Source organism: Candidatus Kerfeldbacteria bacterium (genome assembly GCA_016214565.1).
Taxonomy (GTDB): Bacteria; Patescibacteriota; Patescibacteriia; order UBA10025; family JAHIVO01; genus JAXDBW01.
This window is the reverse complement of record JACROE010000002.1, coordinates 497,431-522,476: the sequence shown is the minus strand read 5'-3', so window position 1 is coordinate 522,476 and position 25,046 is coordinate 497,431. Positions and strand designations below refer to the sequence as shown.

Here is a 25,046-nt window from a genome sequence, read left to right as displayed (position 1 = left end):
AAGGGTAGAAAATTAAAAACAAAAAGAAAAAGGAGCTCATTCCAATTTTCTAGGGGACAATCGCTTACACGATTTCGTGAGTATTTGCTCGCGGGTTCATGGTAGCGATTGTCCCCGGTTTTTTTATTTCACCAAAAAAATAAGGCGCACGAGTGGAATATCGTACGCCTATGATGAACAGTCTGAAAAATAAGTTGACTAGCGTCCCCTGGAGGAACCCGCCGTCATATCCGTATCCGGATTAATCTCCTCCGGTGAATCACCGAGCAAATCGACAATCTCGTCGCTCGGTGGCAAGAAATATTCCTCGCCACAAAGCCCATGAATTGCCTCAATCTGACGCGGCTGATCGGGATGAGCCTCTTTGACCTGCTTAACAATCACTTCGGCGCGATTAATCCGATCCTGAGAAATGCCCAGCGCGGTCAATTTAGTATGCCAGAACTTTCTTGTCGTCGCACCGACTCTGATCAGATCCAGCTGATATCCGGCCAAAAACGATTCCTGAACGACTGATTCCGGCTGATGCATTCCACTGAGATCGCACAGAATTTCAGTGACAGGCTGACCGTCGGCTAAAGCCTGATCAAGCTCAATCATCTTGGCCCTGACCATATGGCCACGGGCGGAATGAAGCAGCGGTATGCATTCATCAGCGAAACTTGTAGCGATGCCTACTTGGCGGTCTGGATTCGGTGTCATCCTATGACTCCTTCTCTTGTTTGGGGGTTGTAATAAGAACTATTGTTTATTTGTCATCAAACATACCAGGCTACAACAAAACCGGCAAGCTGTCAAGGGCCTACCTATTGACCGTTCAGACGTTATTTGCTATATTCCTTCAGCCTGGCTTTCTGTATTACTTGTTATGCAAGCCGTGGCGGTTTTTTTCTTCGCGGCCGTAGTTTCTTACGGCGCATATTATTACCGGGAGTATCGACATAATAGAGCTCCCGGTATTTTTTTATTCAATCGTCATAGTGACAATTTCCGGACGGTTACCCGTGCGCAATGGCGGCCCCCAAGTACCGACGCCAGGTGACGTATATAGTGTCATGCCTTTCACTTCAGAACGGCCATAGTGATAGCGATGATACATTTTCTTCGTGATATAGCTAAATGGCCAGAGCTGCCCCACGTGCGTATGGCCACATAACATCAGGGTGACATTTTTCTCGGCGGCGTGCTCGACGATTTCTGGTACAGGCTCATGATACAAGACAATAGCGGGTCGAGCGTGATCAAGCCTATCAATCACCGGACGCGGGTCATGCTGATGACCCGGCAGATGATAATCTGCCCCGAGCAGCTGCACTCCGTCAATCTCTACGACTTCATCGCGCAGTGTCCGCATCGGCAAATCCTTGAGCGCATCGAAAACCCGATCAAGCCCAACATAGGTCTCATGATTGCCAATGATGTAATACATGCCCAAAGGCGGCCGCAACTCTGCCAACGGTTGCGCCATCAACCCCAATTCACGACCCACGCCGTCATACAAGTCGCCAGTAATAACAATGAGGTCAGGTTGAGCCCGCTTCACCTCGTTAACCACACGGCGCATAAATCGGATATGATGAACCGCGCCCAGGTGTACATCAGACAACTGCACAATAGTCCGGCCGCGCCAGGAAGCAGGAAACTTTTGTGCGCTCAGAGTAATCCGTTTCAGCCGGGGGAACTGAGCATTCCACACGCCATATCCCGCGTAGGCCAACCCAAGTGTCATAAAAATGCCGGCAATAACCGTGCGATATTCATCAACATCAAACACCCACACACTCACGAGTGCAATAGCACTGGCAATGGCGATATAGAGCGCACTGCCCAGCCAGACAGCTGCACCTAAATACAGTGCACTGGTGAAATTATTTTCCTTAACATGCACCAGGTAGGTGGTGGGGAGAAAACCAATTGCTAGCAAGCCAAACAGCACGCCGAGAACCCATTTCACGCTGAGGCTATCGATGGCAAAGAGAAAAATAATACTCTGCCAAAGCCAAACATGCGCCGCAGTCAAAATCGTAACCGCCACAATGGTGAGAAGCGCAATAACCGTCCGTTTCATGGATACAACGTATTAATATCTGTTTATCGAACAACGTCTATGGTGATATCGTCAGCCGAGGTGCCCAGGGGAACCGTGCGAACCTCCTTCAGATCGCTTAAGGTGTGCGCCTTCAAGTATTTATTGGAAACAGTATACAATAGGTCATCAATATACAGGCTTCGTTTCACCATCGTGTCATAATATTGATAGGAGTAGAAATAGTCAATAGTATTGTCATCGGCGGTTCCATCAGAATGGTCGATCCGATCGCGGAATTCAAAACCGCTCGGTGAAATGCTAAATACCATCGCTCCATGCGTCGAATATGAACCAAACACATCGTCCGTCACCGTACGGAGGGAAACGGGGATGACAAGCAAATTTTTCTCCTTATCAAAGAGAAATGCTTTGTGGTCAGTAAGAGCGATAGAATCACTGCCCGCATCACCGAATTCATAGGTGTCTACTTCTTTCAGATTGGTCACGTCAGACACATCGAAGAGGGATAATTTCAAACCCGTTACCTGGCCATCATCCGTCGCTTGCTTGCCAAAGCCAATTAACAGATTGTCGTCGTAGGGATGAAGATATGAGGAGAAGCCAGGCACTTTCAATTCGCCTAGAACTTTTGGATTCCGCGGATCAGACAGATCAATAGCAAAGAGCGGGTCAGTTTGCTGGAACGTCACCAAATAGGCGCGATTCTGCATAAACCGCACTGAATAGATCTGCTCCCCTTTAGCCAGCTGTTCGAGGCGTCCAACTACCTCCAAATCTTTATCAAGCACATACACATTACTATATGATTCCATTTCCTCTGAAGAAAATTGTAACCAGGTTTGGCTCTTCGTCGTGGCAATGCGGAAATACCCGCCTGACTCATCCATAGAGAACTGGTTGAGAAGATGCCCCGTCACCTCGCCGCTCGCATCATAAGTCACCGATCCCTTATTGATTGATAAACGATGTATAACCGTTTTCTCTAGCTCAGGCGCAATCCGCTCATAGGCCGCCGTCACGGCCTGCTCGACTTCTTTCTGCAGCGTTTCCTGATCGTTATCGGAAAGCGCCTCAACCATGAGCGTTAGGATATTCATTATTTTCTGAGCTTTTTCATCAACCGAGAGCACGTGATTTGGCGCCGATTCAATATCTTTGATCTGCTGCCGCTGTTCAGCGTTCAAACGTGGGTTCAGCACTTCCCGATATATATCCATGGTCAGCTGAAGTTCATTTACATATTTCGTCGAGGCCAAATACAAATTAGTTGGCGAAACGTACACTTGCTCTGCTCCGCTAGAGAGAATCACCTCGCTCGCCACATCTGCCTCGGCTGATTGGATATCAACTGCCGATACCACCGTAAAGGTCTGCGCTTGATATGGCGCATCAATATAATAGAGACCTGGCTGAGTGCCAGTAGACATCTCTTTACCCTCTTCTAAGATAAGGGGAATCGGATTATCATAGGCGATATTCGCCGGTTGGGTAGTCACCAAGTAGAGATGATTCTCAATCATACGGGACTGGAGATAATATCCCTCAAAGTCTAAATCTCGTAACTGCACGGGATTTTTAACGTCAGTCACATCAAAAATCTTCAGGAAGGTATAGCTTGATGAACGCACTAGATCAGTTGCGGCCTTTTCGCTGATTGAGTAATCAGCGCCAAACACAACCAATCGATCGCCATTAATAAACATATCCTGAGGCGTATCATCAAATGTAATCGTTGCCACCACTGCCGCTTCCGCTCCCGGCTGTGCATCAACAATGTATAATTTTTGTTGCACCACCGCATAAATATACTCCCCGTCAGTTTTGACGATATCCGCCTCATCCACGCCCGCTACCTGAAGATTAGTGCCAGAGTAATCAAAAGATTGTTTCGTGTCCGTTAAATCCGTGGTCCCTAGACCAAATGAAGTGCCTATATCATCCACGGCGCTGGTCGGCGCGGGCATTGCCTCACCAACGGCATCTATAGATCGAGCCATTGAACCGCTCAAGCCATAATAACTTCCCGCGGAATAATTCGCTTGAAGATACGCTACAAGTTCATCGGCATCATTAAATTGCTTCAGTGTGCTCTGGGCGGCTAACTGATCTCGAATTGGCACGAGCGTCGCGTTGGTCACGGGATCACCGGAACTCGTGAGGCCTCCAATCAGATCAAATCGATCATTGACGAAGTAAAGCGCAGCCGCAACCACGACCACTGCCAACACCGAGCCCATGGTCACCCAGGCGCGACGTGCCGACCCTATGCTTTCCCGCGCTACCGGCTGCTGAGCATGCAGCGCCTGGCGCACTGGTGCTACCGCTGACTCATTCATGGCAATATCAATTTGACTTGCTAGCCAGCCGTGTGAACGCAAATCTTCTCGAATCTGCTGATCGGTTTTCCCGGCTGCCCGAGACTGAATAATCCACTGGCTGATGTCATTGGTTGTCATAAGGGGTATAAGTATTAGTAATACATATATAGTATAGCTTTTTTAGGTAAAAAAAAGAAGCCAACTTCAGGCAAGACGGTTCTTTTCCCCTTTAACTATGACTGATGCCGAGCTCGATATTCTCTAATAATGTAAGCGGCCACTCCAGCAATCACCACCACTCCCGCCACTATTAAATATCGAGTGGTGGCGTGATTAGCACCGCTTGATTCAATCGGTATCACCACCGATTGATCCGTACTTGCGCCCAGCACCTGACCAGTTTCCCCAGCGCTCTCCGACTGAACAATAATATCATCAGCGGTCTGAGGCAGTAACCGCAAACCGGCGCTAGTTTTATCCAGCATTCCGCTGACAGTAATACGGTTGCCTGGCTCAAGCTTGGGCGGTTCGATGCCAGTAGCTTTTTGGATAAATACTCGCACAATAGTTCCCTGCTCATCCATGACATAAATCCCCCGGCTGTTCACCCGCTCCACCTCACCGGTAATAGTCAGTCGCGAACCAACCATCTCCTCATTCACATCACTGATTGCCACCAAGCCTAAATCAACGAGTGTATTTTTGGTATCTGCATTGGTCTCATCTTCAACGTCTAACTCAACAATTTTATTCGGCGCGCCGGGCGTCATCGCTTCCGTCCAAAACCATCGACCATCGGCCCGAGCAAAAGAATAATCCTTACTTGCTTTGCCGTAGGTCACGCCGTCAATAATCGCGCGCGACGGATCCAAGAGGTAAACTGTATCACCACTATTATTGAGGGCGATGCCGGTAGTTGGACGATCGGCAGACAGGCACGACTGCGCTCCAATAAAGCTGCCCTCGGAAAATGTATAATACTTTGATTGATCGGTGAGTTGCCAGCCTGCTAAATCAACGGATTGATCAGTCTCATTGCACAATTCAATATATTCACACGTACTATCAGCTGGTGAACAGCTAGGCAATAGTTCAAATAACCTCACGCCCTTAGAATAATCATAATCACGAACTTCAATCATTTGAGTTTCATCAGTGGCGGCGCCATGACTATCAGTGACGGTTAATCGAACGATGAATACCCCTGTGCGATCATAGGCATGTTCAGCCGTTTCACCGGATGCCGTCGTGCCATCACTAAAATCCCAACGATATTCAATCGGATCCGCATCCGGATCATCGCTTGACCGCGCGTCAAATCTCACTGTCTGCCACAAGCGCACGCTTTCAGTATCAGTCGTAAAATCTGCCACGGGCGGTTCGTTCGCAATCAGAAACTCATTAGCCAAACCAGGGGTGACCGCATCGGTCCATTGCCACGTTCCATCAACCAAAGCAAAAGACTGACCTTCATTGGCAGTCGCATACTCACGTTCATCAACCAAAGTGCCATCAGGCCAATACAGCTGCGCCGTATCGCCGGTGTTATTCAGAGAAATGCCCGTCGCTGACTTTTGAAATGCATAATACCCATGACCCGGAATAGATAATTCGGGAATAGTATACCGGCGGGTACTGGTGTCACCTAATTGCCAGCCGGTAACCACAACGCTCTCTCCACTCATGTTGATCACCTCTATGAACTCACCGTCATCCGTCCCTATCGGATTGGGAAATAATTCAGCTAATCGGATCGCATCGGAGTAGACTACCGGTGCTGGTTCTTCGTCCGGTATTATGGAGGCGCTATTCGACGGAGTAGGCGTATCACGAATAACAAAGTCGTTCGCATTATGATCACTATCGCCACCAACCATCAATCGCTCAATACTCTTCGTACTTCCCGGATTGCTCGCTGGCGCGCCCTCAAATGTCTGCGCACTGCCATAGCCAACCATATCAACGGTTTGACCACCAGCGTCTTTTAATACAACCGTGTTATTGTCAGCAATTGAACTACTGGTCGTATACACTAGATCTGCCGTCGGTTTACCGAGATATCCCGTCGGATGAGTAATGAGTAGAGAGCGCTGGGGTAATACGGTCATAGCACCAAAATTACTTACCAATACCGACTCAGTACCTGTGCTCGTTCGTTTCACCAGTTGCCAACCAGTAAGTGAAATAGAATTGCCAGTCGGATTAAATAGCTCAATATATTCATCAGTACTCTGGCCACTGATACCGCTAACCTTAATTTCATTAATGACAACGTGGCCAGCTTCTGCCGCGGCAAATCCAGACGGAACCATCATTATAAAAATGATAAAAATGTATAGTAGTTGCATAGATTAATACCCTCTTTCTTCCGGACCGTATCGAGACCTTCCCCAAGAACGATACGACCCGGGAGAAAAGGAGGATTACTCCTTTTCTGAAACCGGCACTTTATTAACGTCGATTTCCTCGACGACAACCTCATCATTGACCTTTGTCGTCGCATCCCCGGCTTTCTTTTTAGCTCCGCCGAGCATGATGAGATTCTCCAGTACGATTTCCGTACGAAAATGTTTCTGCTTATCTCGGCCTTCCCAGCTGCGATTGTGCAGCCGGCCGTCGAGATATACCCGATCGCCCTTCTTCAGGTACTTTCCCACTACCTCACCTAAACGCCCCCAGGCAACCACCGGTAAAAATTCCGTGGCTTCCTGACGCTTCTTTGTCTTCACGTCCACCCAGCGGTGGCTGGTGGCCACGCGGAAGAAAGCGGTCGACTGACCCGAAGGCAATGTCCGGACTTCCGGATTGACCGCCAGGTTTCCGATGATCTGCGTTTTGTTCAGATTCATAGATCTGTGCATACTTAGTTAATTAATGCTTTCCATCTGTCATGCGCGCTTGACAGTTTAGGAATAAAACTTAGAATATAAGCAAGCTCAAGAAATCTAAAAGCGTTTCAGCACTACCGCACTTTCATCCGACCACACCGTTTCCGCGGTAGCTATGGATGAGAGAGCAATGAAATGTTTTCGATTCTTACCTAGAGCGCCAAAAACCCGACCGACCTATCCCAAATACTAAGGTCGTGTTTTTGGGGTTGAGAATAATCAAAGATCCATAATGAAAAAACTATTCTAACTCAGTCGGAACTGCGCTGAGACCGTTTGCAACATTGAGTGAATACACTTGGCCCCCGTCATTAAAGTAAATCGTATCATTATTGGATCCTATAAGTTTCAGTGTTCCGGAGATTTTGCTTTGGGGGTCATATACAATTTCGGTAATCGCATTGGGATCCGGATCATTGAGATCAATGTAAAAGAATGTGGTAATCTCTTTGGAAACAGACGTCGCCGAGAAATAAATTCGACTGCTTTTTTCATCCCATATGAAACTATGTAACTGTGATGGGGCGTGAGTAGAAAAAGTTTTCCTAATCTCACCTGACGATGAATCAACTAGCGTGAGTGAAGAAGTGTCTGCTCGCTGATCGCTTTCGAGTAACACATATATATGATAACTAGCAATATAGAGGATATTCTCAGAACTAGAACTATTGGAAATCTGAGTGTTACCGTTAGTCGAATTTTCTTCATTATTGTTTTTCGATATAAGAATCAATGACACTACAATGATGATTGCTGCGAGAACGATGGCACTGAGTAAAACATTTTTCTTCATATATTATGTATTAATTACTTAAATGGATTATTGTAGAGAGGCCGAGGAACCTCTCTACAATATTGGTTTGATGATATCTCTTTACTAGAAGTAAAAAGCGGTGATGCAGGCGTAATACATATCATCATTGGGGGTCGGGATAATCGGCCAACCACCTGAGAAGTGGTCAATATTCTCAAATGATACGATATGCAGATGCGGCCCCGATGAACGACCGGACGTACCCATGGCGCCAAGATACCTCCCAACGCTTACCCAGGTTCCCAAGTTTACATCAAGAGCCACAAATGACAGATGCGCATAGCGTACAGCCACATGACGACTCCAGTCGTACACAACAACTTCGTTACCATAACCACCATTGCAGGCACTATTGATGTTGGCGCATGTTTTGTACACTTTCACAACCTGTCCACTGATACCGGCATGAATGGAAACTCTGGTATATGACGGGTGTGCCAGGTCGCGAGCATAATACTCAGCGCCGCGGTGATAGGACGATGTGCCGGTCCGATCACCATCAACACCCGTCCATCCACTGGGGCTGACACCGAGTGGCCATTTGACCGATAACCGGCCTCCGATGCTGGCCGCGGTTGGCTCAATCTCACCCTTACGGGTGGAATCATGGGTGGCGGATGAATCCATCGGCGGAGAGCCAGACTGCGTTGGCGACTGAATCGGCCGATCGCAGGCGATGCCGAGAAAAGTAATAGCCGAACCGGCCATCAACAGTTTAAAGAATAACGTGCGTGTCATAGTGACACCTTCCTTTCACGAAAAATCAGAATTTCAATTTATCGTCATGCATTCCGTGCACTAAATTGTAATGAACATGCTATTCGTGAAGGAGAGACCCACGGAAACTAACCTTCTCCCTACGAACTGACTGGCAGTGTAAATTGACTTACCTCGCTTTCTGCTCAGAATGAGCGGTTTGTTTATTTTGGATTTCCTAACTTAACTTCATTATTGATTAATTGTTGTTACTAATACTTTCATACTAAGAAATACTACTACAAATACCAACCACCCTAACAACGCCCCTTGCGCATACTTTTTGTACTTCAAATCATTAAGAAAGAACTACGCAGCAAATAAAGTAACTGCTCCAAAAATTGAAGATATCTCGACCGCGTACCAGGATTTTTCTGTGTTAATAAGTTCCTCCACCACCCTCAGAACAGACAATGGTACAAAAGCAAAAATAAAACCTCGTGTGCTTTCTTTTTTGAAAAATGGTTGGCGTCCAATCAACATACTGATTATTTACTAGGACTCTGAGTTTTTTTTATTTGACGGTCAAATAAAATGAAGATGATCGCTGCACCAAGTAAAACTAATAGATATTGCAACGAAAATGATTCCCAAATAAACACAAAATAATAGATAAGAGTGACGTAGACTAAAGCGAAGCAAGAACGTAACAATACCAAACGAGCAGCGGTAATATTCTGAAACTTGGCTTTTGACTGATACATCACGAAACTCGCAACTAGTATCAGTAATGCCCCTCCTGCAATGTACAGTTCAAAATACATAATAAGTAAATTAGTTTGAAATCTATTTTTTTAGTAATTTGAGCACTCGAGCAATAATTGTTAACAAATAACTAATGATAAAGCTCTCAATAACAACGAAAATGGGTAGCGCTATGTAACTTAATGGACTCTCGGTTCCTCTGACAAGTAATTCAGTCAATATCGTGGCTGGCAAAAAAGTTGAATAAACTATCTCGCCAACACCTCGGGAAAATGGTCCCAAGTCAAAAAACGAAAAAATTGCAAAAAATATACATATCGCAGCCATCCAAAGAAACGTATTTCGAGAAGGCTTTATTTGCAACTGTGGTGTTCCAATTTCCATATATTAATGTCAAGAGTATGCATATAATATTTTGTAGGGTAGAGAAACGAACGGATCCCTACCCTACTCTATCAACGATTGCCAGAATAGGGCTTGGCTTTCGGCTGGGTTGTCACCCACTAGTAAGCCGTCATCATGACCGAAGCAGATTTATCATTGTTCTGCACAACGACGAAGAGATAAGCAATATCTGCGCTTCCACTGTATAGTGTCTTAAAGGTATACCATGGAGCGCACCACCAGGCGGTCCACTGATTCCACCCAGAACTCGCATTCCTCCACGACGGTAACATGAGGACCTCGTAGTTCCAGACGATGTTGTTCTTGAACTTCAAGGTCTTATACCCGGCTTTGCGCGGATTATAGTACACCCAGGCTTGATCGCTGCTACCCATGATAACAGCATATACCCACTCATTATCTTTAAGATAATAATTGGTGATATTACCGCCGAGGGCGATAGCACTCGGAGCTAGTTGCCGTAGGTTTTTTTCATCCTCTGGCGAGATAGTGCCGGTATTGCCAAGATCAATCACTGGATGGATAAGTCGATATTCAGTGCCATCGAGAAGGACAATGGTCCTGATGACATCTTCATCAACAGCGCTGGCAGTAACCTCCTTTAGGTTATCGATGATCGTCGTATCGGTCGTTCCGATCACTTGTGAAAAATCATCCGGGAAATACAGGTTGCCATTTTTCACGAGATCAGCGGCATTTACCGTAATCTCGGGATTAACGACAACACTTGATGCTTTGTCGCTGGTCTTTGAACAACCAGCGATGACTACGATCGTGACCGTCAAGGCCCGGATCGTAAATTTCTTCCAGTTCAACATGATAACTACCTCTTGTAGTACATCGAGAAACCGCGAGTACTTGTGTCAAAAAACAAATGTAAGAAGAGACCCACGTTATCTTCCTACTGTTTTTCAGTCGTTGCCGACCTCCTTTCTCACTTTCAAAGTGCGTTTTGGACTTGTTAGGTACGGTTACCCACATTTTTTTGCGACGGCGATTATCGAGGACGGCCCGCCTAGACTCGGCGAGGCTGGCGCGAAATTGATGCATTCAATCAGTGAATATTTTTCATCAGCCATGGCGCGACGCGCTTCAGCTTTTGTGATCTACCGCCGTCTGTTTTTTCGTATGACAATGTTCATTTCTACTGTAATTATAGCAAAAAAATAACCACTCAAACAGTGTTGTATATCTAACTAAAATGATGTATGTTGAAAGCACACCCAAACTCAACGGAGGTGAGTGAGTCATGAATACCGCTCGTCGCATCCAGCTATTAGTACAAGCGTCACATCGGCGCACAACACTGGGCGTTCACGGCCCACAAAAAGAAAAGGACAGCCCTCCACCGGCACCACCAAAAACCAACAAATCAACCTAGTTCTCGCTCCAAACCATTTTCGACCCCATCAACCGGTGGGGTCGCCTTTTTACCTATTTGCTTGTTTGCTGGTAATGCCTATAATAGGTAGAATCATTTATATGCCGAGGTGGCGGAACTGGTATACGCGCTAGCCTTAGGAGCTAGTCCCCGCAAGGGGTTGGAGGTTCGAGTCCTCTCCTCGGCACCATATACAATTGAAGAATATGAACACCGAAGAACTACCTTCATCTGACCACCAATCATTCCGTGCCACGAATGACGACACATCTAGCGTGGAAAATGAACTTGCTGTCCTACAGCCAGAAAAAATTACCTTCGACGAGAAAAATTTCTCCCTGTTGATTAACCTTTCAGCAGAGACAATACAAACAGATGAGCTCACGGAATCCGCTGCGTCTCACCATATGACCAAAAAACCCGAATTCCATATCACTGCCTTTGGATTCAAAACCGGATCGGAAATAAAAAAGGCCGTTAAGGCAAGCGGCAATCCCAAACTATTCACCCAGATCAAGCAGCTTATTGAAACTGCCGATTTCAGCTACCGACTGGAACCGACACGATCACATATTGCTAAGGATTATCCCTTGGATCCCCAGCATCCTGACCGCGAACCCGAACATCGAGAATCATACATTCAAATGGTATCAGTGCCTGGATTAACCAAACTATACAACGATATCAATGCGTTGCTTGGCACCCACCTAGAACCGCCGCCCACCCACATCACCCTCTTTACTGGCAGCACGTACCCAGAGAATGCCAGCCAGGGCATTGGCATTCCTACTCAAGCTGAATTTGAAAAACTTGATCGACGCCACATTGCTGAGACACAAAAATAACGGCTGAAAAAAACTTGCCCGGGTTATGCTATACTGATGGTATTAAATCAATAATTTATTCACTATGCCCACCCCACCACTCGAGACGCCCAAGCCGTCGTCATCGAAAGCAAAAATAATTACCTGGGTCATCCTCGGCGCTATCTTTATCGGCGTGCCGATAATTTTTTTCATGACCAGCAAAGACGCGCCAGTGAATCCTAACGCAAACGTCGTCACTATTGATTATTACCGAGCCGGGGTGAAGACATCAATACCGGCAGATTCAGCGACATATGAATCCATCAAATCGTATATTGTGAGCGCTGTCAGGGATGTAGATAGTTTTAATGGATTCGCAACCACCAATGATGACATTACGCGAGCAAAAAATGGTGAAGCAATCGAGGTTGCCTACGGCAGCCTGCAAAATGAACTCTTTTCAATCACCAATGCATTAGACCTAGACTACAACCGTTTAGTTTTTGAGCCGACCGACACGTTCCAGCAAACTTCACGCATCTATTTTGCCATTGATGACCGATGGACGCATAGTACTGATTATTCAGGGACATGGGTAAATAGCTTATTCAATGAAGTCCGAGGTATCGTGCAAAACATAAATCAATAAATTCGGATAATCAATATTATTTTTTGTACAAGATTTTATTTATAGCTACTTATTAAGCAATAAAAATTAACGCTTATGAAAAATCAAAAAGGAGTTGCGAAAGCACCCCTCATCATGATCGGCCTTATTGTGTTGATATTGATCGCTGTCGGGGCGTGGGTATTGACCCAAGACAAGACGGATAATAATGCTCTTAATACAAACACGGCGGTCGGAAGAAATGAGAATGTAAATACGGCCAATGCGAATGAAAATATCAATACGACCACCAACTCAAATCAAACGACTACTGAAAATCCCTATGAGGGCGTGGATATTGCACTGAATGCATATGATATGAATACGATAAAAACGGGTGATAAAGTTGGTGTTATGACTGCACAAACTATCGGCACTGATGCGTCGGGGAATTTTACCGCACAATTTACTGGCGAGGCGACAATGACGGGGTACGTATCATATGATCCAGAGCAAATCGGAGCGACGTGCGATGGCGTAAATATGTATATATCTGCCACATCAGGAGAGGTGCTTCCGAGAGAAAAAAATGTTGGGCAGCCAGAGAGTATTTGCTTCACCAACACTGCCGAAGCGGTGGCTGCTTTTGAGCCTTTTGATCCATATGCGCCAGCTAATAATCGAGTGGTAGTGGTGATTGATGAGTACTTCGATACCCTTTCTGGTAATGGGCCAACCGCACGATTTGTCCGCAAAAGTACCTATGATGAGATCGCGAGCTGGGACACATACACAAATACGGACCTCGGTTTCACTCTAAAATTTCCAGCCAGCTGGGATGGATACACGGTCAATAACGCGAGTGCAACATCGGTAGTATTCACCCGCCCTCAAATAATCAATAACGAGGGTGACGCAGACGAGGCAAGCTTTACTGTATTGCGATTTGCTCAAGGATCGATCAGGCCTGATGACACAGTATTAATTAACACCTATGGTAATTATGATTTCGCATATAAAATGAACACTGGCGAATCATTAGATGATGAGACATACTGGTGGAATTTAATCCGGGATATCATTAACACATTCCAATATTCTCAATAGAGAAGGTTGAATGTTGAGCCATTGATTAACTTGACCGATCCGCTTCCTCCTCCTCAAATAAAGCGCCCGTTCAGCAAATACTGAGCGGGCGTTTGTGTTTCGAGCGGGCCAAAGGTGCTACGATTCCAATCGCCAGGCGAGTTCTTCGCCGGCACAGAATGGAATCAATTCCCCGGATTCCCCATAGGGAATCGATCGTGGCACGCACCGCGGCTTTTTGAGCAGGGTAACGGTGCCAGCGTTGAGGGGCAGTCCATAAAAATGCGCCCCGCGCCGACTGGCAAACGCTTCAAGGAGATGCAGTGCGTTGCACTCCTCAAAAACCTGTGCGTACAATTCCAGCGCGCATGGTGCCGAGAAACATCCCGCGCAACCGCAGGCTGATTCTTTTGCCGTACGTGCATGCGGCGCTGAGTCAGTCCCGAGAAAAAATTTCGGACTGTCCAGAGTAATCACGCTGCGCAAGGCCGACTGATGCGGAGTGGCCGCCTTCACGATTGGCAGACAGTATCGATGCGGATGCAATCCCCCCACCAATAAATCATTCCGATTATACATGAGGTGTTGCGGCGTGATGGTGGCAGCAACGTGCGGGGAGGAGGAGAGGACGAAATCAACCGCGTCCTGAGTCGTGATATGTTCGAGTACCACTCGCAAATGAGAAAACCGATTGATAATCGGTTGCAGCACCTGCTCGATGAAGATGCGCTCAAAATCGAATACATCGGCATTCGGATGCGTGGTGAGTGTGACCTCGCCATGCACTGACAGCACCAAATCACATTCTTCCATCGTTTCCAATACCGGATACAGTCCGAGGATATCAGTCACTCCGGTTTCAGAATTTGTGGTAGCACCGCGCGGATACAACTTTGCTGCAAAAACGATGCCAGAATCGCTTGCCTGCATAATTTCATCAGACGTCGTCTGATCGGTGAGATACAGCGTCATCAGCGGTTCGAAAGAATGATCACCAACGCATCCGAGAATCTGTTGGCGATACTCCTGTGCCTGCTGAGTAGTGGTAATCGGCGGGGTGCAATTGGGCATGATGAGCGCCCGAGCAAATTGCCGCGCCGTGTAAGGCGCGACCACTCGCAGAGCATTTTCCTGCCGCAGGTGGACGTGAAAATCGTCCGGTCGAATAATCGTCAATGGTTCAGACATGACTACGTTCCTTTCGGGGAATATACTGTAAAGAGCTTTTCACATTGTTGTACCATAAAGCCCCACCACTTGGCAATCATTGTCAGTAAGCAGGGGTGGGCTTTATGCAATTAGGATTCCGATGTATACTGACTGACGAACCTATGCCTGAATACGCAGCCAAATTGATGAGCCAACGAATCATCGCGCATGAGACGCGAGAATTTGTTTTTGAAAAACCGACCGGTTTTGATTTCAAACCAGGTCAATTCATGACTTTGATTCTCCCCGATCTGGATATGAAAGTACCCAAAGGCAACCGCCGCAGCATGTCGATTGCCTCATCGCCTACTGAATCGAACATATCGTTCGGCATGCGCATGGGGACTTCGGCATTCAAACAGCGGATTGAAAAGCTGAAACCAGGCGAAGCAATCAACTTGATGGGACCCTTTGGTCACTTCACCATGCCTGATGATGTCAATCAACCGTTAGTATTTCTCGCCGGCGGTATCGGCATCACACCATTCCTCGGCATGATCAAATATAGTATTGATACCAAATCACCACGCCAGCTTTATCTACTCTACGGCAACAGCTGTATCAGTAATTCATCCTATCTCCCGGAAATTGAAGCGCTCACCAAGCGATCAGACAAACTGCACTATTTGCCTACGATGAGTGACCTGACACATCTCGAACATGAGTGGAAGGGACAGACCGGATTCATCAATGCAGACTTGATCAAAAAAACCGTGCCCGACCACATGAGGCCGACCTATATGATTGTCGGACCGCCGGGCATGGTGGAGGCCATGGTGGCACTACTCAAAGAAATGGGCCTCCCCGACACACAAATCATCATCGAAAAATTTACTGGATACTAAAACCGTCGAGCTAAGCTCGATGGTTTTTTCTTAGCCAAAAAAGAACATTACCATTCTATAACCCCTGGAGGAATACCATGGATTTATTTTGTACCTGTCTCGGTTTGGAGCTGGAGCATCCGGTCATGAATGCTGCCGGCACCTGCAAACACCTGGACGGCGATCTCGGTGTACAGCAATTTTCCCGTTCTGCCACCGCAATGATTATGGTCGGCTCTGCGACGATTGAGTCACGGTTGGGCAATAGCGGCGACGTGTACTATCACGATACATACTTCTCCCTCAATTCAATCGGCCTGGCCAATCCGGGAATCGAATACTACCGTCGGAACCTGCCTGAGATGAACCAAATCAGTCATGGTGTCGGAAAACCGCTTGGCTTCAGCATCGCTGGCTTCACGCCGGATGAATACGCGATGATGGCAAAGGTGGCGGCTGAAGCGCATGTGGATCTGATCGAGCTCAATCTCGGTTGCCCCAATATCTGGGATGGCGGGAAACAAAAGCGTATTGCCAGCTTTGACCCCACGATGATTGCGGCGATCCTCGATGCGGTCACGCGGCAAATCGGCACGAGCTGCCGACTATCCGTGAAGCTCTCACCAATCGCCGACCCCTACCTGCTCCAGCAAGTCGGGTCATGCCTCTCCGCGTACCCGATCGTCAAAGCGATCACGGTATGCAACACCTTCCCGAATGCCCTGGCACTGAAAACCAACGGCCAGCCAGAGATTACTCCCGCTTCAGGCCTCGGTGGTCTAGCAGGCGCTGCACTCAAACCAATCGCCCTCGGGCAAATCCACCAGCTGCACACAATCCTTGGTGAGCAGGTCAGCTACATCGGCGTCGGCGGTATTACCACTGGCGCAGACGTCCGCGACTTTCTCCATGCCGGCGCTTCGTGCGTGCAAATCGCCACACCCATCATGAACCAGGGACTTCGTTCGTTCAGTATCATCCTCGATGGATTGATTGATTAACTCACTACCCATAATCAATCAGGGTAACATCAGATACTAGGGCACTAAAAAAACCGTTCACACAAGTGGACGGTTTTCTTCTTGACATCATCAGAATGGCATGATAATTTGGCTTAATTCTTTGACAATCACGAACACATACAGAAAGGAGTGACTATGTCACTGATCATGGTTCATCATCGGGGCTACACAGACGCCGTCCACCACCAGACCTTCTTAGAGTTCTTCAATGGGCTCGCACAAATAGTGGGGTCAGTGATGGGAGAAAACCCAAATGACTATTTCATATGGGAGTCCAAATTGCCCCATGTCGAACGGGCCGGCGTGGTGCCAAATGAAATCGATATTCTGATATTTATCGACAGTAAAGTATATTCGGAAGCCGAGACATGGCGCGCTACCCAGGAAATCACTAGCCAGATACAGCCGCTGATCCCGGCTGAGAGCTCATTCCGAGTCACGCTGATACCCGCGCCAATGTATTCTTGTCAGGCTTCGGGTACTGCGCCCGTCAAATAAGTACGTTCTTGATTACCAGAAGGGTCATGCCGAGTGACCCTTTCTTTTTTTATTATACAGCTACCGCCACTCACGGTATCACCTTGACACTACTGATAAAATTACCTACACTCAAACTCCAAAATTGCACAATCAACTAACAATCAATACACCCGAACTGGGAAGGAGTGCCACCATGAGCACCACTGAACCGCTGACCCGCGAGGGAATCCAGGCGCGAATGAAAAAAGCGCTGAAGGATCACGCCTCCGATGAGGCAATCAAGAATGTGACTGAGACATCGAATTTTTCGGCAGATCTCGAACTCGATTCGCTTGACCTGGTAGAAATGGTCATGGCAATTGAGGAAGAATTCGGGATAGAAATCCCGGAAGAAGATGCTCAAAAGCTTCACACCTTCGGTCAGATGACCGACTATCTGCTCGAGCGCGCGACGAAATAATCGCGTGCAAATTCTCCAGCCAAAACAAGGATCGTGCCCCCGGCGATCCTTTCTTTTTTTCTCGCCAAATGATAGACCACAGTGCTACACTATACGTATGCATATCAATAAAACCCAACGCACCATTATTAATCGCGTTGCTCGGGAAATGCGGCGTCGGTTCGGAGGCGAGGCGTCCGGCCACGACTGGCAGCACTTTCGTCGTGTCTGGGATAATGCCCGATACATTGGCAAGCAAGAAAAGGCAGACATGTTTATTGTTGAATTAGGCGCTCTACTGCATGACATAGCTGACCATAAATTTCATAACAATGACCATACCGTCGGACCGCGCGAAGCTCGAAAATTACTTGCCACATACCATCTTGATGAGAAAACGATCGACCATGTCGCGTATATCGTGGGCAATGTGTCATTTGGGAAAGCCGGTCGCAAAAAAACCATGAAAACCCTGGAGGGTAAAGTCGTGCAAGATGCCGATCGCCTAGACGCGGCTGGTGCCATTGCCATTGCCCGCACCTTCCACTATGGCGGCGGCCGGCAGCGACCCATCTATAACCCTCGCGTCAAACCGTTTAAACAGATGTCGGTAGCTGCGGCTAATCGCGGTGCTTCTTCTCTCCACCACTTCTATGAAAAATTGCTGCACATCCCCGAACTGATGAATACCAAAACCGGCAAACGGCTCTCCCTCCGCCGCCGAAAAATCATTGAGCAATTTCTCAAGGAGTTCCATAGAGAGTGGATTGGAGCTGATTTGAAATAAAAAATACTTTTAGCTAAACTACAAATGCCTCCCCATAACAAACGGGATCTTTTTGTATGAGGACTTTTTACGTCTACATCATGACGAATGACTGGAATACTGTCTTATATACGGGCGTCACGAATGATCTATCAAGCCGCGTTCTACAACACAAGCGTCGGGAAGTATCTGGTTTTACCCAGCGATATCATGTCACTAAACTAATCTATTATGAGGAATTTCAGTATGTGTATGATGCAATAGAACGGGAAAAGCAATTGAAGGGCTGGTTGCGCAGGAAAAAGGATGAATTGATCGCTAGTATGAATCCTAGGTGGAAAGATATTAGTGATGGCTGGTATAGTAAGGAGGAAATGTTAGTCTAATTCTTCTTTTGTCATCCCAACCCCTTTTGTCATCCCAACCCCCTTTTGTCATCCTGAGCGTAGCGAAGGATATAATTATATCCTTCGGTCGTCGAGTTCAGCTCGACTCCCTCAGGATGACAAGCGGGCGTCCTCGGACTCATAAGGAAAAATCGTTTGTCATTGCGAGGAGGAGTGAAACGACGACGTGGCAATCTCCCATTCAGCACTAAAGGTAAAACGCCTTGGATTCAGCATCTCCACCGCAGCACCACAATAACCCTATTCGAAATGCAATTGCAGGTGGGGTTGACACCCCTCCCAACATTCGATATAATGCCAAATACGGAAAAGTAATACACACAATATCCCCAGAAATATGCAAAAAACCTTATCATTAACCTCAAAAGGCGGCTAAATCACCCCAATATTTGAGTACTGATTTAGTCCCGCCCTCCGCGGGATTTTTGTTACCCCGCCGCGGGGTAACAACCCTGAGTGAGCCGAAGGCGAATCGAAGGGTCCCCTCGTTACCAGCTACCAGCACATTTTTGAAACCAAATACACGAACTGCCGATCACTCTACTATCTATAGAATGATTCCAGATCAGGTATTTGCGCGAACGTTGACAATTCGGGGCATAACAAACAACTAACACGCAATCTTCACAAAGAAGTAAGAACTCACTATGTGCCTATCTAATAGGCGGCACATCAGTGATTGCAATGCATAAGAGCGTACGGTGGATGCCTCGACATCAAAAGACGAAGAAGGACGTCGGAGCCTGCGATAAGCCTCGGGGAGGTGGCAACCAACCTGCGATCCGGGGATGTCCGAATGGGGAAACCCAATTGCGCATTAAACACGCAATTATCCATACCTGAATACATAGGGTATGAGAAGTATACCCAGTGAACTGAAACATCTTAGTAGCTGGAGGAAAAGAAAACAATTGTGCATTACTTTTCGTTGATCACGCGATGTTCGCGTTCAGCGATAAGTGATGTGCTCATTCCCTTAGTAGTGGCGAGCGAACGGGGAGGAGTCTAAATTCATTCTGTGAAATCAGTTGCCCTTCGGGGTGACTGAGGGAGAAGCGCAAGCTGCTGCAGGGTGGGTGTTGTGAGGGGATTATTATAGTATCTTGCGAATACTAGGAGTGACGATTCAGGGATTCTTTACCTGTTTCATCTTGTATGAAGCAGGCAAAGGGATTCTTGTCTACTTAGCAGAACGATCTGGAACGATCGGCCATAGACGGTGACAGCCCGGTAGGCGAAAAGTGGATAAGCGCTCTATAATTCTTCTCAAGTACCATGAGACTCGAGAAATCTTATGGGAATCTGGGACGACTATTGTCCCAAGGCTAAATACTTTTGATGATCGATAGTGAACCAGTACCGTGAGGGAACGGTGAAAAGCACCCCGGTGAGGGGGATGAAATAGTATCTGAAACCGTAACGCTTACAATCAGCCGGAGCCTGTCTATATGACGGGTGACGGTGTGCCTATTGAAGAATGATCCAACGAGTTTATCTATACAGTATAATCTAAGTCCGTGAAGGACGAAGGTGTAGTGAAAGCGAGCGTTAACCGCGCGTCTTTAACTGTATTGATAAGACCCGAAGCCGGGTGATCTACCCTTGACCAGGATGAACTTCGTAGAAATACGAAGGGAGGTCCGAACCCACGAGCCGTGCAACACTCGGGGATGAGTTGAGGGTAGCGGAGAAATTCCAATCGAACTCGGCAATAGCTGGTTCTCCTCGAAATAGTTTTAGGACTAGCCTGTTTGTGGCGACCAGGGGTAGAGCACTGAATGGGAACGGATGGCGTAAGCCTACCGTTTCCAACCAAACTCCGAATACTGGTATCGCTATACAAGCAGAGTCAGAAAGTGGGGTCTAAGCTCCACGTGTCAAAAGGGAAACAGCCCAGACCGCCAATTAAGGTCCCTAAATCTCAGTTAAGTGTAAAAGGTAGTGCCGTAACTTTAACAACCAGGAGGTTGGCTTAGAAGCAGCCATCCTTCAAAGAAAGCGTAACAGCTCACTGGTCAAGTTACAGTGCGCCGAAAATTACTCGGGGCTAAACTGAGTACCGAAATTGCGGATCTCCATAGTTTACTATGGAGGTGGTAGAGGAGCGTTCATACGCCACTGAAGCGGGATCGTGAGATCTGGTGGAGGTGTATGAAGTGAGAATGTTGGAATAAGTAGCATCAAGGAAGGTATTAAGAACCCTTCCCACCGAAAGTCCAAGGTTTCCTGGGCAACGCAAAACGACCCAGGGTTAGTCGGTCCTAAGGCGAGGCTGAAAAGCGTAGTCGATGGACAGCTGGTTAATATTCCAGCACCGCCCCTATGACTACTCATGCTGACGCATTTTTAAGGTTCGAACGTATTCTGACTACATACGTTGGTGTCCGGTTTACCGGATGACAGCAGGCCGCGGCGCAAGCCAAAGCCAATTCGAATTAGCGAAGTGCCAAGAAAAAGCATGAGCCCGATCATAGGAGCGACCGTACCGGAAACCGACACAGGTAGACGGGCGCGCAGATGCGCCAAGGTGTACGAGAGAACCCTCGTTTAGGAACTCGGCAAAACAGCGGACGTACCTTCGGTATATGTCCTCCCCACTTTATGTGGGGCGCAGCGAATGATCTCAAGCGACTGTTTACCAAAAACACAGGTCCCTGCTAAATCGCAAGATGACGTATAGGGGCTGATGCCTGGCCAGTGTCAGAACGTTAAGGGGAGAGGTTCACGCCTTGATCCGAAGCGCTGACGAACGCCGGCGATAACTATAATCGTCCTAAGGTAGCGAAATTCCTTGTCGGGTAAGTTCCGACCTGCACGAATGGCATAACGACTTGAGAACTCTCTCAACGAGGGACTCGGCGAAATTACACGACTCGTGAAGATGCGAGTTACCCGCGGTTAGACGAAAAGACCCCGTGAAGCTTTACTACAACTTGGCATTGAATTAAGGTTATATCTGCTTAGCATACGTGGGAGACTTTGAAGGTCGCCTTCTGGGGCGACTGGAGTCGAAATATGAAATACCACGCTGACGTGATTTTAATTCTAACCATAACCCGTTAACCGGGTTTGAGACAGTGTCTGGTGGGTAGTTTAACTGGGGCGGTTGCCTCCTAAAAAGTAACGGAGGCGTTTAAAGGTTGGCTAGGTCCGGATGGAAATCGGATTGATAGGGCAATGCCATAAGCCAGCTTTACTGCAAGACGTACATGTCGAGCAGTTACGAAAGTAGAACATAGTGATCCGACCGTTCGATATAGGACGGCGGAAGCTCAACGGATAAAAGTTACTCCGGGGATAACAGGCTGATCCCTTCCAAGAGTTCACATCGACGAAGGGGTTTGGCACCTCGATGTCGGCTCATCGCATCCTGGGGCTGGAGAAGGTCCCAAGGGTTTGGCTGTTCGCCAATTAAAGCGGTACGCGAGCTGGGTTCAGAACGTCGTGAGACAGTTCGGTCTCCTATCTACCGTGGGCGCGGAAACTTGAGAAGGCTCATCCCTAGTACGAGAGGACCGGGATGGACGAACCTCTAGTGTGCGAGCTGTCCTGTCAAGGGCACAAGCTCGGTAGCTACGTTCGGTACGGATAAGCGCTGAAAGCATCTAAGCGCGAAGCCGTCTTCAAGATTAGGTTTCATTATGAGCTTCCTGGGAGACTACCAGGTTGATAGGCTCTACGTGTACGACCCGTAAGGGTTTTAGCGGAGGAGTACTAATTAAGCCACATTGCAATCACTGATGTGCTAACACATCACTGATGAAGGTAACGTGTTAGTTTGTTAATTGCTCCCTAGATCAAGCAAGTATTTGATCGCTAAGGGCGCAGGGAATAATGTATTTATTTCCTGGCCTCTGGTGATTCAAGCGCCGGGGCCACACCTGATCCCATCTCGAACTCAGTCGTTAAGCCTGGCCGCGCCGATGATACTCCCCGCAAGCCGGGGCGGAACAGTAGGCCATTGCCAGTTTAATGAAAAACATCTTTCCAAAAGAAGGGTGTTTTTCTTTTTGCTAATATTAGCTCAAAAATATCAAAACGCTTGATTTATTTTGCATATACTGTATGATGGTGTATGACAATTTTGACCATATTATGGATAGAGCCAGACTTACTATTACCCTCAAAAAAGACCTACTCCCCCTGGTAGATGGGGTGATCGACGGCACCCGGATTCGGAATCGCTCGCATGCGATTGAGTACCTCTTGAGCCAGTCGTTGCGACCGCGAACAAATAAGGCGTTGATCTTAGCAGCTGGTCGTGGAGTAAACATGCGACCATTCACCTATGAAATTCCAAAGACATTGATCCCCGTCCAGGGAAAGCCGATCCTTGAATACTCTATCGAAATGCTTCGTGACGCCGGATTTACGGATTTATATATTATGGTCGGTCACTTAGGTGATAAAATCGTGGCACACTTCGGCGATGGATCTCGCTTCGGGGTAAAAATAACCTATATGAAAGAGCGCAAAGAACTCGGCACCGGCGCTGCGCTCCGCCAGGCAGAACAATACCTCCAGCGATCACCCTTCCTGATGCTCTATGGCGACGTGCTCATTGATATTTCAATAAAAGACTTTGTGGAATTTCACCGTACGCACGGCGGCACCGCTACCATGGCAATTACCTCAAGTGACAAGCCCTATGAATTCGGTGTCGTTAGACTACATGGTAATAAGATTGTGAAATTTACAGAAAAGCCAGAGCAGGGCAAACGCATGGGACACTTCGTCAATGCCGGATTATTCTTCCTCAATCCCGAAATATTTAAATATACTCCCCGTTCAGGATATTCTATGCTCGAAAAGGACGTCTTCCCGAAACTGGTTACCGAAGGAAAATTGATTGGATATCCTTTTGAGGGCGCCTGGTTCGACGTTGGGACACCTGAAATTTACGAAGAAGCGCTCCGCGACTGGAAAAAAGCTTAGTGAGTCAGCATACCAAGCACATCAGCGTGATTGGTATACCCGCTCACTGACAAATTAATAATCTGCCTAAGCACACGGATTCGTGTGAAGGAGGATCTTTTGAATAATATCCTTGTTGCTGCCTCAGTTAACATTGAGATGGCGGTTAAGGATGGTGAACTTTTTCACAACCCCTCACCGCTCAAGCGCATCTTGCGACCTGAGGAATTTTCTTTCTCAATCGCAGGATCAAGCTGCAATGTTGCCCGCACCATCAAACGCGCGGGAATCGAATCAGTTAAGCTCATCGCCACTATCGGTGATGACGCAATCGGCCGGCTCATTGCCAATGAGTTAGCCATGGAAGAAATTGACGTCTTCCCCCTGCACTGGAGGGACTCCAGTAATGTATCGGTCAACGTGGTCGTCAATGATCATAATGGCAACGGGGTATTTACTCGCAGCCACAACCGGAAAGGCAGCTATTTGCCCGACCGGCTCGGCCACGAGCACGCTAGAATCACGACGGAAGTACGGAAAACCAATCCACGCTTCCGCGTCGGTACCGGCGTCCAGCTGATGGATGTCAGCATCATTGATACCCTATTCGGGAGTGTCACTGATGATGACGGGAAACTCATCTGCAGCACAAATGTGTTGAATCCTGGAGTTTCCCTACTCAGCCCTGATTCGACCTCCTCCGAGGCAGAATCACACCGTCAGCGGGAACTAAAAAAGCTCCTGCAGAAAACCAACCTTTTGGTGCTCAACCAATTTGAGGAAGCAGAGCTCTACCAGTCTCTCGGCATTAGTTCGATTATCGAACTGCGCCATTGGTCTGGAAACCAAGAATTGGAAATGATCGTCACGCGCGATCAGCACGGCGCGATCTACCGTAACCACGGTGATGCTGAGGATTGCTCAATCCCCGCCTGCTACGTCCCTGACGTCGTCGACGCGACCGGTGCTGGCGATTGTTTTCTGGGTAATTTCATTGCCCAGCGCGTGCGTGGAGCAGACGTCCCGTCGGCCATGCAGTTTGCCGCAGCCGCGGCAGCTCTTTCGGTGAGACGCCTCGGCGCCTCAAATCCCCCCACCCTCGAGGAAACTCAAACCTTCCTCAATTCGTACATCGGGACCACATGTCCCACTCCACGTGTGTAGCAATT

General features: G+C 47.6%; 20 protein-coding genes, 1 tRNA gene and 2 rRNA genes. 14 read left to right on the top strand and 9 right to left on the bottom strand.

The genetic code is table 11. The features are described 5' to 3' along the window. Positions 1-198: 198 nt before the first annotated feature. The 8 genes from HZC01_02630 to HZC01_02595 all read right to left on the bottom strand — a co-directional run bounded on the left by HZC01_02630 (position 199) and on the right by HZC01_02595 (position 10,754). Complete coding sequence (locus HZC01_02630) at positions 199-702, bottom strand: hypothetical protein (GenBank protein ID MBI5037572.1); 504 nt, start codon at positions 700-702, stop codon at positions 199-201. A 262-nt stretch (positions 703-964) separates the two neighbouring features. Next, on the bottom strand, positions 965-2,068 hold the full coding sequence (locus HZC01_02625; GenBank protein MBI5037571.1) for a metallophosphoesterase: 1,104 nt from the start codon (positions 2,066-2,068) through the stop codon (positions 965-967). Positions 2,069-2,091: 23 nt separating this feature from the next. Beyond that, positions 2,092-4,506: a beta-propeller domain-containing protein gene (locus tag HZC01_02620; protein MBI5037570.1), complete on the bottom strand. Its 2,415-nt coding sequence runs from the start codon at positions 4,504-4,506 to the stop codon at positions 2,092-2,094. A gap of 95 nt (positions 4,507-4,601) precedes the next feature. Further along, positions 4,602-6,716, bottom strand: a complete 2,115-nt coding sequence (locus tag HZC01_02615) for a lamin tail domain-containing protein (protein MBI5037569.1) — start codon at positions 6,714-6,716, stop codon at positions 4,602-4,604. 75 nt (positions 6,717-6,791) lie between these two features. Then, on the bottom strand, positions 6,792-7,217 hold the full coding sequence (locus HZC01_02610; GenBank protein MBI5037568.1) for a single-stranded DNA-binding protein: 426 nt from the start codon (positions 7,215-7,217) through the stop codon (positions 6,792-6,794). 280 nt (positions 7,218-7,497) lie between these two features. Then, a complete protein-coding gene (locus HZC01_02605) occupies positions 7,498-8,049 on the bottom strand; it encodes a hypothetical protein (GenBank protein MBI5037567.1) in 552 nt (183 codons plus the stop codon). Positions 8,050-8,133: 84 nt separating this feature from the next. Then, complete coding sequence (locus HZC01_02600) at positions 8,134-8,808, bottom strand: M23 family metallopeptidase (GenBank protein MBI5037566.1); 675 nt, start codon at positions 8,806-8,808, stop codon at positions 8,134-8,136. A 1,226-nt stretch (positions 8,809-10,034) separates the two neighbouring features. Further along, positions 10,035-10,754: a hypothetical protein gene (locus HZC01_02595; protein MBI5037565.1), complete on the bottom strand. Its 720-nt coding sequence runs from the start codon at positions 10,752-10,754 to the stop codon at positions 10,035-10,037. A 666-nt stretch (positions 10,755-11,420) separates the two neighbouring features. Here HZC01_02595 and HZC01_02590 point away from each other — a divergent pair. The 4 genes from HZC01_02590 (at position 11,421) to HZC01_02575 (ending at position 13,837) form a co-directional block, all read left to right on the top strand. Beyond that, positions 11,421-11,507, top strand: a tRNA-Leu gene (locus tag HZC01_02590). 16 nt (positions 11,508-11,523) lie between these two features. Continuing rightward, the gene (locus tag HZC01_02585; protein MBI5037564.1) at positions 11,524-12,162 is read left to right on the top strand and encodes a hypothetical protein; all 639 of its coding nucleotides are present in this window, start codon (positions 11,524-11,526) and stop codon (positions 12,160-12,162) included. 64 nt (positions 12,163-12,226) lie between these two features. After that, a complete protein-coding gene (locus HZC01_02580) occupies positions 12,227-12,772 on the top strand; it encodes a hypothetical protein (GenBank protein ID MBI5037563.1) in 546 nt (181 codons plus the stop codon). Between the two features lie 75 nt (positions 12,773-12,847). Further along, complete coding sequence (locus HZC01_02575; protein MBI5037562.1) at positions 12,848-13,837, top strand: hypothetical protein; 990 nt, start codon at positions 12,848-12,850, stop codon at positions 13,835-13,837. 117 nt (positions 13,838-13,954) lie between these two features. Here HZC01_02575 and pyrC read toward each other — a convergent pair whose 3' ends face one another. After that, positions 13,955-15,004, bottom strand: a complete 1,050-nt coding sequence (gene pyrC / locus HZC01_02570) for a dihydroorotase (protein ID MBI5037561.1) — start codon at positions 15,002-15,004, stop codon at positions 13,955-13,957. 143 nt (positions 15,005-15,147) lie between these two features. On the opposite strand from pyrC, the gene HZC01_02565 reads away from it, so the two are divergent. The 10 genes from HZC01_02565 (at position 15,148) to HZC01_02520 (ending at position 25,041) form a co-directional block, all read left to right on the top strand. Next, complete coding sequence (locus HZC01_02565) at positions 15,148-15,870, top strand: FAD-dependent oxidoreductase (GenBank protein ID MBI5037560.1); 723 nt, start codon at positions 15,148-15,150, stop codon at positions 15,868-15,870. A 77-nt stretch (positions 15,871-15,947) separates the two neighbouring features. Beyond that, entirely contained in the window at positions 15,948-16,850 is a 903-nt protein-coding gene (locus tag HZC01_02560) for a dihydroorotate dehydrogenase (GenBank protein ID MBI5037559.1), read from the top strand. Between the two features lie 156 nt (positions 16,851-17,006). Next, on the top strand, positions 17,007-17,369 hold the full coding sequence (locus HZC01_02555) for a hypothetical protein (GenBank protein MBI5037558.1): 363 nt from the start codon (positions 17,007-17,009) through the stop codon (positions 17,367-17,369). A gap of 220 nt (positions 17,370-17,589) precedes the next feature. Next, positions 17,590-17,811 (top strand): acyl carrier protein, encoded by a 222-nt coding sequence (acpP, locus tag HZC01_02550; protein ID MBI5037557.1) that lies wholly within the window; start codon positions 17,590-17,592, stop codon positions 17,809-17,811. Between the two features lie 97 nt (positions 17,812-17,908). Then, on the top strand, positions 17,909-18,577 hold the full coding sequence (locus HZC01_02545) for an HD domain-containing protein (GenBank protein ID MBI5037556.1): 669 nt from the start codon (positions 17,909-17,911) through the stop codon (positions 18,575-18,577). Between the two features lie 56 nt (positions 18,578-18,633). Next, a complete protein-coding gene (locus HZC01_02540) occupies positions 18,634-18,942 on the top strand; it encodes a GIY-YIG nuclease family protein (GenBank protein MBI5037555.1) in 309 nt (102 codons plus the stop codon). A gap of 706 nt (positions 18,943-19,648) precedes the next feature. Continuing rightward, positions 19,649-22,689: ribosomal RNA gene (locus tag HZC01_02535) — 23S ribosomal RNA — on the top strand. 127 nt (positions 22,690-22,816) lie between these two features. Further along, positions 22,817-22,933, top strand: a 5S ribosomal RNA gene (rrf, locus tag HZC01_02530). Positions 22,934-23,028: 95 nt separating this feature from the next. Continuing rightward, positions 23,029-23,898: an NDP-sugar synthase gene (locus HZC01_02525; GenBank protein MBI5037554.1), complete on the top strand. Its 870-nt coding sequence runs from the start codon at positions 23,029-23,031 to the stop codon at positions 23,896-23,898. Positions 23,899-23,982: 84 nt separating this feature from the next. After that, entirely contained in the window at positions 23,983-25,041 is a 1,059-nt protein-coding gene (locus HZC01_02520) for a carbohydrate kinase family protein (protein MBI5037553.1), read from the top strand. The last annotated feature ends 5 nt before the right edge of the window (positions 25,042-25,046 follow it).

What these genes read in the sequence shown, in the direction of transcription:
- HZC01_02630 (MBI5037572.1), bottom strand. Translation starts at nt 702, where the DNA reads ATGACACCGAATCCAGACCGCCAAGTAGGCATCGCTACAAGTTTCGCT.
- HZC01_02625 (MBI5037571.1), bottom strand. Translation starts at nt 2,068, where the DNA reads ATGAAACGGACGGTTATTGCGCTTCTCACCATTGTGGCGGTTACGATT.
- HZC01_02620 (MBI5037570.1), bottom strand. Translation starts at nt 4,506, where the DNA reads ATGACAACCAATGACATCAGCCAGTGGATTATTCAGTCTCGGGCAGCC.
- HZC01_02615 (MBI5037569.1), bottom strand. Translation starts at nt 6,716, where the DNA reads ATGCAACTACTATACATTTTTATCATTTTTATAATGATGGTTCCGTCT.
- HZC01_02610 (MBI5037568.1), bottom strand. Translation starts at nt 7,217, where the DNA reads ATGAATCTGAACAAAACGCAGATCATCGGAAACCTGGCGGTCAATCCG.
- HZC01_02605 (MBI5037567.1), bottom strand. Translation starts at nt 8,049, where the DNA reads ATGAAGAAAAATGTTTTACTCAGTGCCATCGTTCTCGCAGCAATCATC.
- HZC01_02600 (MBI5037566.1), bottom strand. Translation starts at nt 8,808, where the DNA reads ATGACACGCACGTTATTCTTTAAACTGTTGATGGCCGGTTCGGCTATT.
- HZC01_02595 (MBI5037565.1), bottom strand. Translation starts at nt 10,754, where the DNA reads ATGTTGAACTGGAAGAAATTTACGATCCGGGCCTTGACGGTCACGATC.
- HZC01_02585 (MBI5037564.1), top strand. Translation starts at nt 11,524, where the DNA reads ATGAACACCGAAGAACTACCTTCATCTGACCACCAATCATTCCGTGCC.
- HZC01_02580 (MBI5037563.1), top strand. Translation starts at nt 12,227, where the DNA reads ATGCCCACCCCACCACTCGAGACGCCCAAGCCGTCGTCATCGAAAGCA.
- HZC01_02575 (MBI5037562.1), top strand. Translation starts at nt 12,848, where the DNA reads ATGAAAAATCAAAAAGGAGTTGCGAAAGCACCCCTCATCATGATCGGC.
- pyrC (MBI5037561.1), bottom strand. Translation starts at nt 15,004, where the DNA reads ATGTCTGAACCATTGACGATTATTCGACCGGACGATTTTCACGTCCAC.
- HZC01_02565 (MBI5037560.1), top strand. Translation starts at nt 15,148, where the DNA reads ATGCCTGAATACGCAGCCAAATTGATGAGCCAACGAATCATCGCGCAT.
- HZC01_02560 (MBI5037559.1), top strand. Translation starts at nt 15,948, where the DNA reads ATGGATTTATTTTGTACCTGTCTCGGTTTGGAGCTGGAGCATCCGGTC.
- HZC01_02555 (MBI5037558.1), top strand. Translation starts at nt 17,007, where the DNA reads ATGTCACTGATCATGGTTCATCATCGGGGCTACACAGACGCCGTCCAC.
- acpP (MBI5037557.1), top strand. Translation starts at nt 17,590, where the DNA reads ATGAAAAAAGCGCTGAAGGATCACGCCTCCGATGAGGCAATCAAGAAT.
- HZC01_02545 (MBI5037556.1), top strand. Translation starts at nt 17,909, where the DNA reads ATGCATATCAATAAAACCCAACGCACCATTATTAATCGCGTTGCTCGG.
- HZC01_02540 (MBI5037555.1), top strand. Translation starts at nt 18,634, where the DNA reads ATGAGGACTTTTTACGTCTACATCATGACGAATGACTGGAATACTGTC.
- HZC01_02525 (MBI5037554.1), top strand. Translation starts at nt 23,029, where the DNA reads ATGATGGTGTATGACAATTTTGACCATATTATGGATAGAGCCAGACTT.